Source organism: Chryseolinea sp. T2, assembly GCF_037203685.1.
Taxonomy (GTDB): Bacteria; Bacteroidota; Bacteroidia; order Cytophagales; family Cyclobacteriaceae; genus Chryseolinea.
Window position 1 is genome coordinate 776,981 of sequence record NZ_JBBCAU010000003.1, and the last position, 13,537, is coordinate 790,517.

Here is a 13,537-nt window from a genome sequence, read left to right on the forward strand (position 1 = left end):
ATTTTGGAGCCCCTGTCGGGGCTTTTTCTATCTGAGGGTTTGTCGCGTTGTTTTGAGGATGCTGGTGAGGATTCTTATCAGTTCCTCTGCTTTTTCATGAAGAAGTTTAAACTTTGCTTCGACGATATAGTTGCTTGCAAAGAGTAGTTCGAGCCAATATAGGGTTTCATCACTTTCACGAAGGGCTACACCTAATTTGTAAGCAAAGTCTTTACGTGAACTTGCATTAATCGCCTCGCGGACATTGGCTCCTATAGAAGTGCCCGAACGCAGCAACTGCCTGCTCAAAACATATTCGCGACTTTCAATCAATTCCCGGCAACATCCAGCCACAATGACTGCAAACTGGAATGATTTAATTTTCACAACGTTATCCCTCATAATTGCGACTGCCTAAAAATCGATTGAGCAAAGAAAGCTTAACAGGCATATTGTCGCATAAGTCTCGACAATCGAAATTCCTGACAAAATACTTTGAAGTGAGAATTGAGGGGCGTCGCCGCCCCCATAAATTATCAATTATCAATTATCAATTATCAATTTTCAATTATCAATTCTTCTCTATCTTTCCGCCCTTGTTAGCAGCACCCAAAAGTCCCTCCGCTTTTGTTGTATCCTAATCATTTTCTGATCCGTGGCGAGAACGTTTCTCTCAATTCTAACAATTTGTATTTCTGTTGTTGCATTTGCCCAGTCTGACTATCAGCCGGGATTTGTTGTCACCAATAACCTTGACACACTTAAGGGACTGGTTGATTTCCGCGACGGATCAACGGGCAAATCAAGTTTGCATGTTCAAAAGGTCCTCAAGTGAATCTGCGACTACCTATTATCCGGGAGATGTCAAACTCTATGGTTTCACGGATAACAAAGTGCTTGAGTCGCGGAAGGTTACCGTTGATAACATCGAAAGGTGGGTGTTTTTGGAAGTTGTTGTGAGGGGGACGGTAACTCTTTTCAAGTTTAACGATATGTTCTGGGTGGAAAAGGAGGGGAAAGGATTTCACTACTTGTCGAATAACATTGCGGCACAATATTCAGTAAATGGCCAGGACCGGACGAAGATAAGAAACGACAATCGACATATCGGAACATTGAATATAATGATGTACGACTGTCCAAGTGTGAAGCGGGACATTGAAAAGGTCCAATTAACCAAACGCTCGCTCACAGCGTTGGTTTCGAACTATAACAAGTGCATTGGCGATGTTAAGGCGGTGACATATCAGTCAAAGAAGCGCTGGGCCCAGGCTAAATTTGGAATGCTGGCTGGGGCGAACATATCAAGGCTTAAAGTGAATTCGTCGGGGGATCCCGATACCGACGTAAACGGTCCTTCGCAATGGGTGACTTCAATGATTATTGGACCAACAATGGATCTATATTTCCCCCGCGCTGGTGAGCGTTTCGCGTTCACAACCGGATTGCTATACTTCGGGGCAACATATGACATGCATTTTACGACACAAATGCGTTCGGGATCAAAAACGTGGACCCTCGATGACTATATAACGGTCGATATTAAGCAACTGCAAATTCCTCTGGGTGCCAGGTATAGTTTTCCAAGCAGGAAGATCGCTCCATACCTTATCGGAGGTGTTATGTTTGTCAGAAATCTGGCACTTGATTCGGACTGGAAACAGGAACTCACTTTTAATTCGGAAGTCAAAGTATACGACAAGGATGGTTTCGTATACAAGTCCATACAGGTAGGATGCTGGGGTGGATTTGGAATACTTGCTCCGCTTACAAATAAGCTCGCGGGCGTGGTAGAATTGCGGGCAGATGTCACAAATGGAATAACACCGAGGGACGCTGGCAGCGTAACATCAACTGTTACCAACTATAAGGTCGTGGTAGGGATAAGGATGAGGTAGAGAGGAATTAAGAATCAAGAATTAAGAATTAAGAATTCGCTATCAGCCTTCGGCTGCCTGCCAGTCACGACCAAAGGTCGTGGTGGCTAATTCTTAACTCTTAATTCTTAATTCTTAATTATTCAATGGGCTCATCTGTAATAACCAGATCAGTCCCATTGAACTTTGTGCGGTATTGTCTTAATGGTCGCCACGCTAACCCGCCGGACGGCATTCCTGTATTAAAGTCGAAGTTCGAGCCGCAGCATGGGTCGGTCATAAACAGTGTAGAGACATCGATGTTTACGGTGGCGCAAGCTTCGTTTGGTCGATATGAGCAATTGCGTTCGTAGGCGTGATAGATACCAACGTCGACGCAATAAATAATGATACCACGTACGCCATCTTTGACGGTCTTGGAACCGCCTTTGCTGCGCAGTCCTATGTTTTCCGGAAGATTGAGATTGAGCACCTTGTCTGGAAACGAGACCGTAGGAATGGGATCATCTGAAGGATCAGTCGAGCACGAAGCAAATGCGATGAACAGGACAGCCACAAATGCAAAAGACCTGAATATGCTGAGCATCTCATGCCTGACTGATTGCTGATCTGGGCCCGAGCCCTCCTTTACTATAATCTGCTTTGAGTTGGTTGCGTTCATCCGTTGCTTTCCTCTCATGTATCCTGCTTCCACTTTCCCTTGATTAATTACTTTGCTCTATTGCTACCGTTGACGTGTTGACGCTTATCAAAATTGAATTTCGTTAATGACGTTTTACCGGCCATCTGGCTAATCATTGATTTCCAGAACCATCTTCCGGATAATCATAAAAGCCCTTTCCAGACTTCCGGCCGAACAGACCGGCGTCTACCTTTTGCTGTTGAATACGACTGGGCCGAAACTTCGGTTCGTAATAAAAAGCTTCATACAGCGACCAGCTTACTGCATAACTCGTATCGATGCCCACGAGATCAATCAGTTCAAAAGGTCCCATTCTGAATCCCGACGCTTTCATCAGGTTATCGACCACTTTAAAATCGGCAACATTTTCCTCCACCACCTTCAATGATTCGGCAAAGAACAGTCGGTTGATGCGATTTACGATGAAGCCGGGGGAGTCGTTTGCAAAGGCCACGGTCTTGCCTAGGCTTTGAGCGAAGAGTGTGAGGGTCTTCACCGTGTGTTCGCTTGTCGCGGCTCCTTTAACGATCTCTATCAGTTTCATGACGGATGCCGGATTAAAGAAGTGAAGTCCCGCGCAGCGCTCCTTGTGTTTTAACGGTGCGGCTAGCTGCGTAATGGAAAGCGACGATGTGTTGCTGACCAGCAGGCAGTCCATTGCATTGATCTTTTCCAGTTCCGTGAGGATCTTTTGCTTGATCTCCAGCTTCTCCAACACCACTTCTATCGCGAGGTCCACCTGCAACTGGCGAAAGTCGTGTACGGCCTCGATGCGGTTTATAGAAGCATCGCGTTGTGCTGCAGTAATCTTTCCACGAGCGACAAGATCTTCGAAGATCCGTCGCGTGCTTGCGATTGCCGTTCGCGTGAGCTCAGGCTGAATGTCGTACAGCAGCACGGGATATCCTGCAAGCGCACACAACTGCGCGATGCCCTGCCCCATTGTGCCGGCGCCGATGACTGCGATATTTTTGATTGACTCAACTGTCATAGTAGTCCTGAGTCTTTAGTCCTGAGTCCTAAGACAAAGGAGCTATGGTTTATAGTCAGCATTACGGGTGATAATCACCAACGTAAAGTATAGTAAGCGCTGAGGGTTGATTAGTATAGCACTTAAGATTGCTGTTGTTTCTGCCTTTAGGTTAGTGACTGGAATTGTTTCAAGAAACGTACATCGTTTTCAGAATACAAACGCAAGTCGTTAATCTGATATTTTAGCATTGTAACGCGTTCAATACCCATGCCGAAAGCAAAGCCCGTGAATTCGTCTGGATCAATGTTACAGTTCCTTAAGACGTTGGGGTGCACCATTCCTGAGCCGGCGATCTCTACCCAACCGGAATATTTGCAGACGTTACAACCAGCACCTTTACAAATGAGACAGGTAATATCGATCTCCGCGCTTGGTTCCGTAAACGGAAAGTACGAAGGGCGGAAACGGATGTCGATGTCTTTGCCGTACATCTCCTTGGCAAAGTGATACAGTGTCTGTTTGAGGTCGGCGAAGCCAACGTTGCGATCAACGTAAAGTCCTTCGACCTGGTGGAAGAAGCAATGCGCACGGGCAGAAATAGCCTCATTACGATATACACGACCGGGCATGATGGCGCGGATCGGCGGCTTCTGCTTTTCCATTAGACGGATCTGCACATTCGATGTGTGCGTTCTCAGGAGAATGTCCTGATCGCTGCCGTCGCCTCTCTTCTTCACGAAAAAGGTGTCCTGCATCTCGCGGGCGGGGTGGTTCTCGGGGAAATTCAATGCCGAAAAGTTGTGCCAGTCGTCTTCGATCTCCGGGCCATCGGCCACATTGAATCCGAGACGCTCGAATATTTCGATGATGCGATAGCGGGTCAGGCTAAGCGGATGAAGGTTCCCGATGTCGGGTGATACAGGCAACGTGAGGTCTACCTGCGGGATGGTGCTTTCCGACTCTTCCGATTCAGCTGTTAGTGAAGCAAGTTTTGATTCGGCCGCCTGCTTCAATTCGTTAAGCACCTTGCCCACTGCCTTCTTCTGCTCTCCTGGCACTTTTTTCAGTTCCTCGAAAAGCTCCCCAATGAGCCCCTTCTTGCTGACAAACTTTAGGCGGAATGATTCCACTGCCTGCTTGCCACGGCCCTTATAATCCTGAACCTCTCTTAACAAGGTCTGAATGCGTTCTTCCATGCTGCGAATTTATGGCAAAAAATGATGGTTCCATCGCAACGGCGAGGAATGAGCTTGAAATGACCGGTCTAAAGGCGCGCGGATCCTTTGGGCGTGGATTAAAGCTTAAGGGCCTGGCCTTAATTGAGAGTAAGCCGGTTCAATTGCACCATAGCAAGCCTTTAGAGTATCCAGGAAGACCAGGTATTCTGTCTGGTAGGGACCAGCAACAAGACATAGAAGAGAATTATTAGAACTGTTAGATATATGTTAGAGGAGAGTTAGAGCACTCTTAGGATAGACTTATAATATTCTTATAAGAATAATTGGAATTTAAGCATAAAAACCCTAGTTTTAATTGCGTAGATCAATTTTATTTCGATCAACTAAATCCGCTTCAGATATGTCTTTTGTAGAGAATAACCCCTTGCTAAAAGGTCATCGTGGCATGCTGGGAAGCACGCTCGTTTTCCGTCAGGTTAATGGAAGGACAGTTATTTCAGCTCGTCCAAAAAAGCGCGACAAGCCCACGGCTCATCAGCTAAAGACTAAGGCTAAATTCATGTTGGCAGTTGAGTATGCGAAAGCACAGATGAGCATACCGGAATTGAAGGAGATTTATAAAAAGGCTGTGAACAAGAACATCCCTAATGCATACACGGCCGCTCTGAAAGACTATCTCAATGCCCCGGTGGTTGACTCGATAAACGCCAAAGAATACAAAGGACGTGTTGGTGATATCCTCTTCTTTCACGCAACAGACGACTTTCAGGTCATGTCAGTTACTGTCGAAATACGTAGTGCCGCGGGTGAGCTACTGGAAAAAGGTGAAGCTTCTGAAAGGGAACTTCACAGAAATGCCTGGGAATACAAAGCTACTGTAGACAACACGAACTTGGCCGGTAGCGTGATCGTTGCAACGGCAAAGGACAGGGCGGCAAATTCCGATACAAAGGAAATGGTTCTTTCGTAAGCCGGCCGAGCTTTCTATAAACGAGGTATTCCGAGAGTGATTGCAAATCATTCCAAAGATTGTTGATGTTTTTGCCCGTCAAATCACGTGGCGACGGTTGCTCCTGGGTGTTCAAAACAGCCATATCTCCAAGAAAAGGCACGACAATAGATTTTCAATAATTCCCTCTAAGCTTCCAAAACAACTATCGACGTTACAATAGTCCATGATGTCGTATCCAAAGTCTGCCATCGGTGATGTGAAGATGGGCGACAGCCAAATAGTCTTAACACCAAGTTCCTGCAGGTAGTCAAGGCGCGTTCGAATTCCATTGAGGTCACCGATGCCATCATTATTGATGTGTGGAATGACCTGGATAAATCTGACAAATAATTCCGTGTTGCCACCGGCAGTATTCTATATCTTTATGAACGAGTTCCGGTGATACCATAGGTTAGCGTTGTGCTGAATATTAAATCGATGTACTGGTCCTTGTATATCGTTCTTTTTAATCAACGAAGATGCCGGCGCCGGAGGATATTAAACCTGTGTCACGAAGATTATGGTATCGTGAAAATGCTGAGGTTGTGGAGCTTTTGTAGAAAGTTTGTCGAAGACCAGTTGTCGATTTTACACGCAGCTTTGTACATTGTTCCTTGTCTGAAGTGATCATGTTGCAACGGTAAGGATACCTGCTGCGTGCGCGCCGACGAAAAAGTTGAATGCCGTTAAAGTGCATTCAGAACCTGATCATGGAATGATTTGTGTTATCCAAACACTATCTTTTTTTTAATTCATATGTTGCTCTTAAAAGAACCTAACCGCCCCCGCCTGGTGATCTATTTCCAGGTGCATCAACCGAAGCGGCTGCGCAACTATTCGTTTTTCGACATTGGCAGCAGGAAATCATACTTCGACGACGACCTCAATGGTCGGATAACGAAAAGGATTGCCAGTGAGTGCTATTTGCCCGCGAACGGAGTATTGCTCGACGCTATTCGGACGTGTCCTGAGATCGCTGTTAACTTTTCCATCTCCGGGACCGCATTAGATCTTTTTGAGCAGTTCGCCCCTGAAGTAATCGAAAGTTTCAAAGCTCTTGCACACACTGGCCGCGTCGAGTTTCTGTCGGAGACAAGTCATCACTCACTTTCATCATTATTTTCCGAATCTGAATTTACTCAGCAGCTGGATAATCATCGCCTGAGTATCCAGAAACTGTTTGGCCAAACGCCGTCAGTGGTTCGTAACACCGAATTGATTTACAATGACCGGATCGGAGCAATTATGGCGAGGCAAGGCTACAAGGGAGTGATCAGTGAGGTGAAGGTCGTCGACACTTCATCCACGCTTGAGTTTGATGTATACGAACATCCGATGGAATCCCACTTTAAAATGCTGCTCAGGTGCAATAAACTGAGCGATGCGATATCGTTCCGTTACCGGCAGGGGACGATCACGCTTCCACTTTCAGATTACATTTCCAGGCTATACGATAGTGCAGTAAATGCGAGGGTAATGGTTGTTGCACTTGACTATGAAACTTTCGGTGAACATTTCAAAGCCGATACAGGTATCCTTCGATTTCTTCGACGGCTTTTGATCAGGTTGATAAGCGACCGCCACGTCTTGTTATCGAAGGCAAGTGAGGCCATTGAGGGCCCTGAAACGATGATGTCTCTGTCGGTGCCCAGTTACACTTCCTGGGCCGACGAAAGCAAGGATCTTACTGCCTGGCTTGGCAATGACTTGCAGAAGGGCGCATTTTCAACCATGAAGAGTCTGGAATCACAATTAAAAGTGCGCCCCGAATTGAAGGACGCGTGGCGCCATCTTCAAACGAGCGATCATTATTATTACATGTGCACGAAGGGAGCACAGGACGGAGACGTCCATTCTTATTTTAGTCATTACAACAATCCTTACGAGGCGTACATTAACTTTATGAACGTGCTGAAGGATGTTGAGATAAAACTGGCAAGTGGTGATGGTAACGTTGTGTCGACAGAATCATCAATAGCAAGTACAGCAGATTAGTTAAAATTAAGAACACCGGTGAGAGTGCTCATGTTTGGCTGGGAATTTCCTCCGCACATTTCGGGAGGGCTGGGCACTGCGTGCGAAGGATTGACGCTTGCACTTAACAAAGCCGATATCGATATCCTCTTTGTTGTTCCCAAAGTTTACGGTGATGAAAAAACACCATTCAGCATAGTCAGTGCCAGTGAAGTTCCAATTTATATACGTTCACCTCGGGTTAGTCTGGTATCTGAAAAATCAGCGCTGGATTCGAAGTCAAACGATCAGGTTCGGAACATCGATTTCAGAAAGGGTGAAGTACGGGTGATGTCTCCATCGCGTCTTGCTCCCATTCAAACTACCGACAATCAGGCTAACCACCAGCCTATCGACGTTAACGGCGCTGATTCAGATTTACCTCCTTTTCCAAACTCAACAGAGACTGGAGATCATCAGGTGAGCAACGATACTGAAAGCGATATCAATGAAGGATTATCCTGGCGCAGAACGATTCAGACAATAGTTGAACAATCAGAAAGGAAGGCATTAGAGGTGATTGCTGTCTATACGAAACTAGTGCCGTATGCTCCTCCGGAAATTATACCCAACAGATCCTTCCGGATTGAAGAAGTCGAGGGATTGCCCTCCGTATCAGAAACTTTAACCTCAGGGCCTTATCGAAGAAATACAGTACCAAAGGTTTCCAGGCAACTGGAACGGATCGATAAGAACGGGAACACTGGCCATTACAAAGTAGTGTCCAACAATGGAGTTGCTGGTTCAGGCAGCGGAGAACTAACCAATTACACTGGGTCGTCAGAATCGGATAAAGACGGAATCGATGTTTCCAGTTCGGCGCCGGAAGTTTTCATCCGGGAAGAATTTGAGGAAACGCCGCCACCTGATCCAGGATTGCAAGCAACCCAAGACTCCATTCAACAAGAAGAGCCAAACTTTTATCCATTCTCAGGGCGGTACGATCGTGACCTGCTGCACGAAGTACTGCGTTATGCAGACGTCGCAGATGAACTTGCTTCGACGCATTCCTTCGATGTGATACATGCTCACGACTGGATGACTTTCGATGCCGGGATCGCGGCGAAAAGAAAGAGCGGCAAAAAGCTGGTACTGCATGTTCATGCTACAGAAATCGATCGGTCCGGCTCAAGTCCGAACCCGGAAATATTTTCGATAGAGCGTCGGGGATTGATGCAAGCCGACCAGGTTATATCCGTGAGTAACTGGACGAAGCAGACACTCATCAAACATTATGGCCTTGACGGTGACAAGATCACGGTTGTTCACAACGGGATTATCAATACTGATGCGCCCATCAAGAAGGCCATGGATGTTCTCAAAGTGCCAATTGTTTCCTTTGCGGGAAGAATCACGTATCAAAAAGGTCCGCTTTACTTTGTTGAGGCCGCATTTAAGGTATTACAAAAGTTTCCGAATGTTCATTTCGTGATGGCAGGATCAGGAGATCAATTGTCGTCGGTGATTGACCAGGTTTCGCATCTCAGGATGGACAGGCATTTCAGCTTCACCGGTTTTCTAAAGGAGAGGGAAATCGAGCAATTGTGGTCGATGACGAGCGTATATGTAATGCCTTCGGTTTCGGAACCATTTGGCATTACACCATTGGAAGCCATTCGCGCCGGTGTACCCGTAATCGTATCGCGTCAGGCCGGAGTTTCTGAGGTCATGCCGCATGCCATGAAGATCGACTTTTGGAATACCGATGAACTTGCAAATGCCATTTGCTCAGTGATTGCCTATCCGAAACTTGCCAGCACTCTCGCATCCAACGCGCGACAGGAACTTAAGAACCTTAGTTGGGGGCGGGCAGCGCTTTTGGTTAAGTCACTCTATGAAAAAGTCAGACAGTAGCAGAGCTATGGCTTGCCGATTAAAGTCATCGACCGTTCACATGCAAGCATTGTTGTTCCACGTAATCTGTTAAGCGCCATCTTCTGATATTCAGTTAATATTCAGCATGATTTCTCTGTGCTCTCGTCTGCTGGTGCTGACATCCTGCCTTTTCCTTTTCGGATTTGATAATCATCGGCAACAGACATTGACTTCATCACTTAGTCAGTCATCGAATGAATTTCCCTGCAGTCAATGGACTATCCCGAGTTATAAGTCGGAACGTATTGCCAGTCCCCTGGTGATTGATGGAAAGCTGAATGAAGCGGCGTGGCAGAATGCAACTAAGTCAACGGCATTCAGTGATCTTATAAAGGGAACGCCGGCTCATCTTGATACTCGTGCGGCAGTCTTGTGGGACGACCAGTATCTTTACGTGGCCTATTGGATTGAGGAGCCGAATGTAGAAGCAACTCTGAAGGAGCGTGATGCACCGATATATCAGAACAATGACGTCGAGTTGTTTATCGCGGGAAAAGATGGTTATTATGAATTTGAGATCAATGGTTATAACACTATCTACGAAGTTCTTTTTTTCTGGCGCGATGCCTACCAACGGGGTGGCTACTCAAAAATGCCGGAGTTCAATGAAAAGGATCCCCTCGCTAAGACATTCAATGGTGTTGGCTACAAAACGCACCCACGCGGGCTGAGAGTTGGTTTCTGGAGCTGGGACTTCCCAGGACTCAAACACGCTGTAGACATTCAGGGCACGATTAACAACAACAAGGATCTCGATCGCGGCTGGACAGTAGAGCTTGCGTTGCCCTGGTCCGGGATGAAGATACTGGCAAAGGGCGATGGGAGATCATTGCCACCAAAGCCTGGCGACGTATGGAAGATGGACTTCTCGCGGTTCAATACTTACAAAGACAAATCACCCGGCTCGGTTGACTCAGGAGGATGGGTTTGGAGCCCCCATGGAGCGTGGGATTCTCATATCCCTGAGTGCTTCACTAATGTGATATTTTAGATATCGTCTCTGCACACCCAGATCGGACTAAAACTTACCCGTTTGGGTCGAGGCTGAGCATCGTGGAATCATCTAAATTGTCAAACAACAACTGTTAATCAAATCTTATGAAGTCAGTAGTAATTGGTGAGTCATCCGGTGCTCCCATGGAGAAGATCATGGAGGTGTATCCCCGTCACAAAGTTGTCGTGGACAAGTTTATTCAACGCGGCGATGTTATCGGAATTGGGCCGTTTACGGACAGAGGCAACATGGCCATCTTCAGAACGCGTGCTGCAGCTGAGGAATTTGTGAAGGAGGATCCGTTTATGCTTGAAGGGTTAGTGAAGTCGTATACGATAAGGGAGTGGGGTAATGAGCTACTGAAGTGATTAAGCTTCAGGCCGCTTCGATGTTCAGTCCATGTGAGCAAGGGTTGCAAGGCATGCCTCAAGAAGCGTTGCAACTTTTTCATGCAATCGTGTGTCCAACAGACAACGATCTATGAAGAAGTTAATTATTCTCGCTTTGCTTGCTTCGGCCTGTCAGTCGGATGACGTGACCAACCAGGAGACTGCTGCTCCACGCTATATACTTTTCGGCCACTTCTATGGAGAGTGCCAGGGAGAAAAATGTGTTGAAATTTACAAACTCACAGAAGATGCCCTGTACGAAAATACGAATGACAAATACCCACCTGCAGATACTCCTTACGAGGGGAATTTTGAGCTCATGAGCAACTCCAATTTTGAGAAGGTGCGTGACCTCATGAACCAGGTACCAAATGAATTGCTTGAAATAAATTCATCGGTGGTTGGCCAACCTGATGCCGGTGACTGGGGAGGTGTATATTTTGGAATGGAAGAAAATGGAGAGCAGCGATTTTGGTTGATCGACAAGATGGACTCAAATATTCCTGAGAGCATAAGGCCATTTGTACGAAAGATTGAAGACAGTATCGAGGCCGTTGGCAGCTAAATGCTCCTTTCATGCGTTTGCATGATGAGCAGGAACCATTATCAGTTAGCTTTATCCAGGAGGTTATTCGGAAGAAAGGCGATTTAAAATCAACCGATCCAGGGTCACGCTCAGGACGAAGGAGAGCACCAGCAGGCCGGAGACTATATATATGTCTCCCAGACTATTGAACACTATTGCAAGGCTGATGTAAAAGATTTGAACCGCGCCTAGTATAAGTGTCGTTTGGCTGTGCGTCATTCCCAGCCTCATAATTGCATGGTGCACGTGGCTCTTGTCCGGCTTGAAAGGCGACTGGCCCTTGGACAACCGGAGAATTACAATGCGCAGTGTATCTACAAGAGGGATAATGATGATACAGGCAGCCGTGCCCACAGAGCCTTTGAACTTGTAGGGAGTCATTTCAGGCAGGCTGTAATTCACATTGATAAAATGAATGGTCAGAATAGCCAGCATCATTCCGATAACGAGGGCCCCCGTGTCCCCCATGAAGACTTCGGAAGGTTCCCAATTGAAGATGAGAAATGCGAAGATTGAACCCATCATGGCGAAGGCCAGGATGGAGAAAATCTCCTGATCGACCAAAAAGAACCATATCCCAAAAGCGAGCAGTGCGACAATAGCGATAGTGCCTGCCAATCCGTCGAGGCCGTCGATGAGATTAAACGAGTTTGTAATAACGATAAAGGTGAGATAGGTGATAAAGTAGCTGGCGGCTAGCGGCAACTCCTCGATACCAAAGAGGCCATAGAACGTTCTGATTCGAAGGTCAAAGAGAAAAATCACCAGTGATGCTGCCATCACCTGCCCCACAAGTTTCACCATCGCCCGCAAGGGAACAAGATCGTCGCGAACGCCGATAAAGAAGATAACGAACAGGGCGACGAGGATGAACTTAATGTATCCCCACTCCTGGATATCGGTCCAGATGAGGGAGGAAACGAAGAACCCAATGAAAATGGCAATTCCGCCCATAGACGGAGTGACCTTTTTATGGATTTTACGGCGGCCGGGAATGTCCACCAGGTTCTTCCTGAGGGAGTACTTAATGATCACAGGAACGATCAAAAAAGCGATAACAAACGATGTAATAGCAGCGGCGATCTCCTTGGCCATATTGCGCAAAAGTGGTCAAAAATAGTGAATTCAGGGATGCTCGACCAGAACAAAGCTCCAAACTTTGTGGAAACAGGATTCGCTAATGTTCCGGAAGGTACTGACTGAGGACGCGCCTGTTAATGTCCTGCCGTTGTCTGTCAAAAAACCAACCCCACTTGTTGAAGTAAATAAAGGCGCCATGTATGGCAAAAAACATCAGCTTCAAATTCTTGTAAGATCCCTTGTGATAGTAATGGTTAATCTGCGCCTCAGGATAAAAAATGGTCTTTTTACGGAGATGAATACGGCGACTAAGATCGACGTCCTCGACGTACATGAATATTTTCTCCTCGAAGAATCCGACTTCCTTCAAGACGCTGCATCGGAGAAACATGAAACAACCGGACAGGAACGGAATATTCATGATTTTATTGTATCCGGTAGGACGTAGCTCGTAGATCTCATTGCGGCTTGCGGCGCCAGGCATCCATGGGAAAAATCTGCGGAAAACGAGGTCGATTGGGGAGGGTAGCAATTTACATAGGTGTTGAATTCGACCGTCAGGATATAGTATCTGCGGCATTACGTGACCAACGTCTGGGTTAGCCTCCATGAAATGAAACAATTTGTCGAGTGTTCCTTTTCCGAAATAAACGTCAGGATTGAGTACAAGGTGATACTTGGATGTATCCACGGCTTTTTGCATCACCAGATTATGCGCTTTCCCGAACCCTAAGTTGGCACCATTGAACAAGTATTCGACTTTGGGGGACGAAGCCAGCGCACGAAGGCTGTCTGTTGGGGAATTGTCGACAAGAAAGATCTTTAGATTTATGGTATTGTCTAATGCACTCTCGATTGCCTGGCGAACATGATCAGGATTGTTTTTGAATACTACAATCGAAATTGATAAATCAAGCATA

The 13,537-nt window shown here is 46.5% G+C and carries 15 protein-coding genes; 8 read left to right on the forward strand and 7 right to left on the reverse strand.

Annotation, left to right across the window (positions count from 1 at the left end; genetic code table 11):
• Window positions 1-27 precede the first annotated feature (27 nt).
• Entirely contained in the window at window positions 28-381 is a 354-nt protein-coding gene (locus WBG78_RS13090; RefSeq protein WP_337326873.1) for a four helix bundle protein, read from the reverse strand.
• A gap of 410 nt (window positions 382-791) precedes the next feature.
• Between WBG78_RS13090 and WBG78_RS13095 the strand changes: the two genes are divergently transcribed.
• Window positions 792-1,877 carry an outer membrane beta-barrel protein gene (locus tag WBG78_RS13095; RefSeq protein WP_337326874.1) on the forward strand — a complete coding sequence of 362 codons (1,086 nt, stop codon included), beginning with the start codon at window positions 792-794 and terminating at the stop codon, window positions 1,875-1,877.
• A gap of 118 nt (window positions 1,878-1,995) precedes the next feature.
• Here the strand turns inward: WBG78_RS13095 and WBG78_RS13100 are convergent, their stop codons facing one another.
• The 3 genes from WBG78_RS13100 to pheS form a co-directional block, all read right to left on the reverse strand.
• Window positions 1,996-2,550, reverse strand: coding sequence for a Rieske (2Fe-2S) protein (locus WBG78_RS13100; RefSeq protein ID WP_337326875.1), 555 nt, complete (start codon window positions 2,548-2,550; stop codon window positions 1,996-1,998).
• Window positions 2,551-2,650: 100 nt separating this feature from the next.
• The gene (locus tag WBG78_RS13105) at window positions 2,651-3,529 is read right to left on the reverse strand and encodes a 3-hydroxyacyl-CoA dehydrogenase NAD-binding domain-containing protein (RefSeq protein WP_337326876.1); all 879 of its coding nucleotides are present in this window, start codon (window positions 3,527-3,529) and stop codon (window positions 2,651-2,653) included.
• 146 nt (window positions 3,530-3,675) lie between these two features.
• Window positions 3,676-4,707, reverse strand: coding sequence for a phenylalanine--tRNA ligase subunit alpha (pheS, locus tag WBG78_RS13110; protein WP_337326877.1), 1,032 nt, complete (start codon window positions 4,705-4,707; stop codon window positions 3,676-3,678).
• A gap of 11 nt (window positions 4,708-4,718) precedes the next feature.
• Here pheS and WBG78_RS13115 point away from each other — a divergent pair, with 11 nt between their 5' ends.
• Entirely contained in the window at window positions 4,719-4,940 is a 222-nt protein-coding gene (locus WBG78_RS13115) for a hypothetical protein (RefSeq protein WP_337326878.1), read from the forward strand.
• Between the two features lie 149 nt (window positions 4,941-5,089).
• Complete coding sequence (locus tag WBG78_RS13120; protein ID WP_337326879.1) at window positions 5,090-5,659, forward strand: hypothetical protein; 570 nt, start codon at window positions 5,090-5,092, stop codon at window positions 5,657-5,659.
• Window positions 5,660-5,770: 111 nt separating this feature from the next.
• Here the strand turns inward: WBG78_RS13120 and WBG78_RS13125 are convergent, their stop codons facing one another.
• Window positions 5,771-6,016, reverse strand: coding sequence for an alpha-amylase family glycosyl hydrolase (locus WBG78_RS13125; protein ID WP_337327160.1), 246 nt, complete (start codon window positions 6,014-6,016; stop codon window positions 5,771-5,773).
• 420 nt (window positions 6,017-6,436) lie between these two features.
• On the opposite strand from WBG78_RS13125, the gene WBG78_RS13130 reads away from it, so the two are divergent.
• The 5 genes from WBG78_RS13130 to WBG78_RS13150 all read left to right on the forward strand — a co-directional run bounded on the left by WBG78_RS13130 (window position 6,437) and on the right by WBG78_RS13150 (window position 11,516).
• Window positions 6,437-7,675, forward strand: a complete 1,239-nt coding sequence (locus tag WBG78_RS13130) for an alpha-amylase (protein WP_337326880.1) — start codon at window positions 6,437-6,439, stop codon at window positions 7,673-7,675.
• A gap of 18 nt (window positions 7,676-7,693) precedes the next feature.
• Window positions 7,694-9,547, forward strand: a complete 1,854-nt coding sequence (locus WBG78_RS13135; RefSeq protein ID WP_337326881.1) for a glycosyltransferase family 4 protein — start codon at window positions 7,694-7,696, stop codon at window positions 9,545-9,547.
• Between the two features lie 106 nt (window positions 9,548-9,653).
• On the forward strand, window positions 9,654-10,559 hold the full coding sequence (locus tag WBG78_RS13140) for a carbohydrate-binding family 9-like protein (RefSeq protein ID WP_337326882.1): 906 nt from the start codon (window positions 9,654-9,656) through the stop codon (window positions 10,557-10,559).
• A gap of 107 nt (window positions 10,560-10,666) precedes the next feature.
• Window positions 10,667-10,930, forward strand: a complete 264-nt coding sequence (locus tag WBG78_RS13145; protein WP_337326883.1) for a YciI family protein — start codon at window positions 10,667-10,669, stop codon at window positions 10,928-10,930.
• 112 nt (window positions 10,931-11,042) lie between these two features.
• On the forward strand, window positions 11,043-11,516 hold the full coding sequence (locus WBG78_RS13150; protein ID WP_337326884.1) for a hypothetical protein: 474 nt from the start codon (window positions 11,043-11,045) through the stop codon (window positions 11,514-11,516).
• A 63-nt stretch (window positions 11,517-11,579) separates the two neighbouring features.
• Here the strand turns inward: WBG78_RS13150 and WBG78_RS13155 are convergent, their stop codons facing one another.
• On the reverse strand, window positions 11,580-12,632 hold the full coding sequence (locus tag WBG78_RS13155) for a glycosyltransferase family 4 protein (protein WP_337326885.1): 1,053 nt from the start codon (window positions 12,630-12,632) through the stop codon (window positions 11,580-11,582).
• Between the two features lie 82 nt (window positions 12,633-12,714).
• Window positions 12,715-13,536, reverse strand: a complete 822-nt coding sequence (locus tag WBG78_RS13160; protein WP_337326886.1) for a glycosyltransferase family 2 protein — start codon at window positions 13,534-13,536, stop codon at window positions 12,715-12,717.
• Between the last annotated feature and the right edge of the window lies 1 nt (window position 13,537).

Excerpts from the sequence above, each read along its gene's own strand:
- WBG78_RS13130 (WP_337326880.1), top strand. The coding sequence starts at position 6,437 with ATGTTGCTCTTAAAAGAACCTAACCGCCCCCGCCTGGTGATCTATTTC.
- WBG78_RS13120 (WP_337326879.1), top strand. The coding sequence starts at position 5,090 with ATGTCTTTTGTAGAGAATAACCCCTTGCTAAAAGGTCATCGTGGCATG.
- WBG78_RS13140 (WP_337326882.1), top strand. The coding sequence starts at position 9,654 with ATGATTTCTCTGTGCTCTCGTCTGCTGGTGCTGACATCCTGCCTTTTC.
- WBG78_RS13095 (WP_337326874.1), top strand. The coding sequence starts at position 792 with ATGTTCAAAAGGTCCTCAAGTGAATCTGCGACTACCTATTATCCGGGA.
- WBG78_RS13115 (WP_337326878.1), top strand. The coding sequence starts at position 4,719 with ATGGCAAAAAATGATGGTTCCATCGCAACGGCGAGGAATGAGCTTGAA.
- WBG78_RS13160 (WP_337326886.1), bottom strand. The coding sequence starts at position 13,536 with ATGCTTGATTTATCAATTTCGATTGTAGTATTCAAAAACAATCCTGAT.
- WBG78_RS13105 (WP_337326876.1), bottom strand. The coding sequence starts at position 3,529 with ATGACAGTTGAGTCAATCAAAAATATCGCAGTCATCGGCGCCGGCACA.
- WBG78_RS13150 (WP_337326884.1), top strand. The coding sequence starts at position 11,043 with ATGAAGAAGTTAATTATTCTCGCTTTGCTTGCTTCGGCCTGTCAGTCG.
- WBG78_RS13090 (WP_337326873.1), bottom strand. The coding sequence starts at position 381 with ATGAGGGATAACGTTGTGAAAATTAAATCATTCCAGTTTGCAGTCATT.
- WBG78_RS13145 (WP_337326883.1), top strand. The coding sequence starts at position 10,667 with ATGAAGTCAGTAGTAATTGGTGAGTCATCCGGTGCTCCCATGGAGAAG.
- WBG78_RS13155 (WP_337326885.1), bottom strand. The coding sequence starts at position 12,632 with ATGGCCAAGGAGATCGCCGCTGCTATTACATCGTTTGTTATCGCTTTT.
- pheS (WP_337326877.1), bottom strand. The coding sequence starts at position 4,707 with ATGGAAGAACGCATTCAGACCTTGTTAAGAGAGGTTCAGGATTATAAG.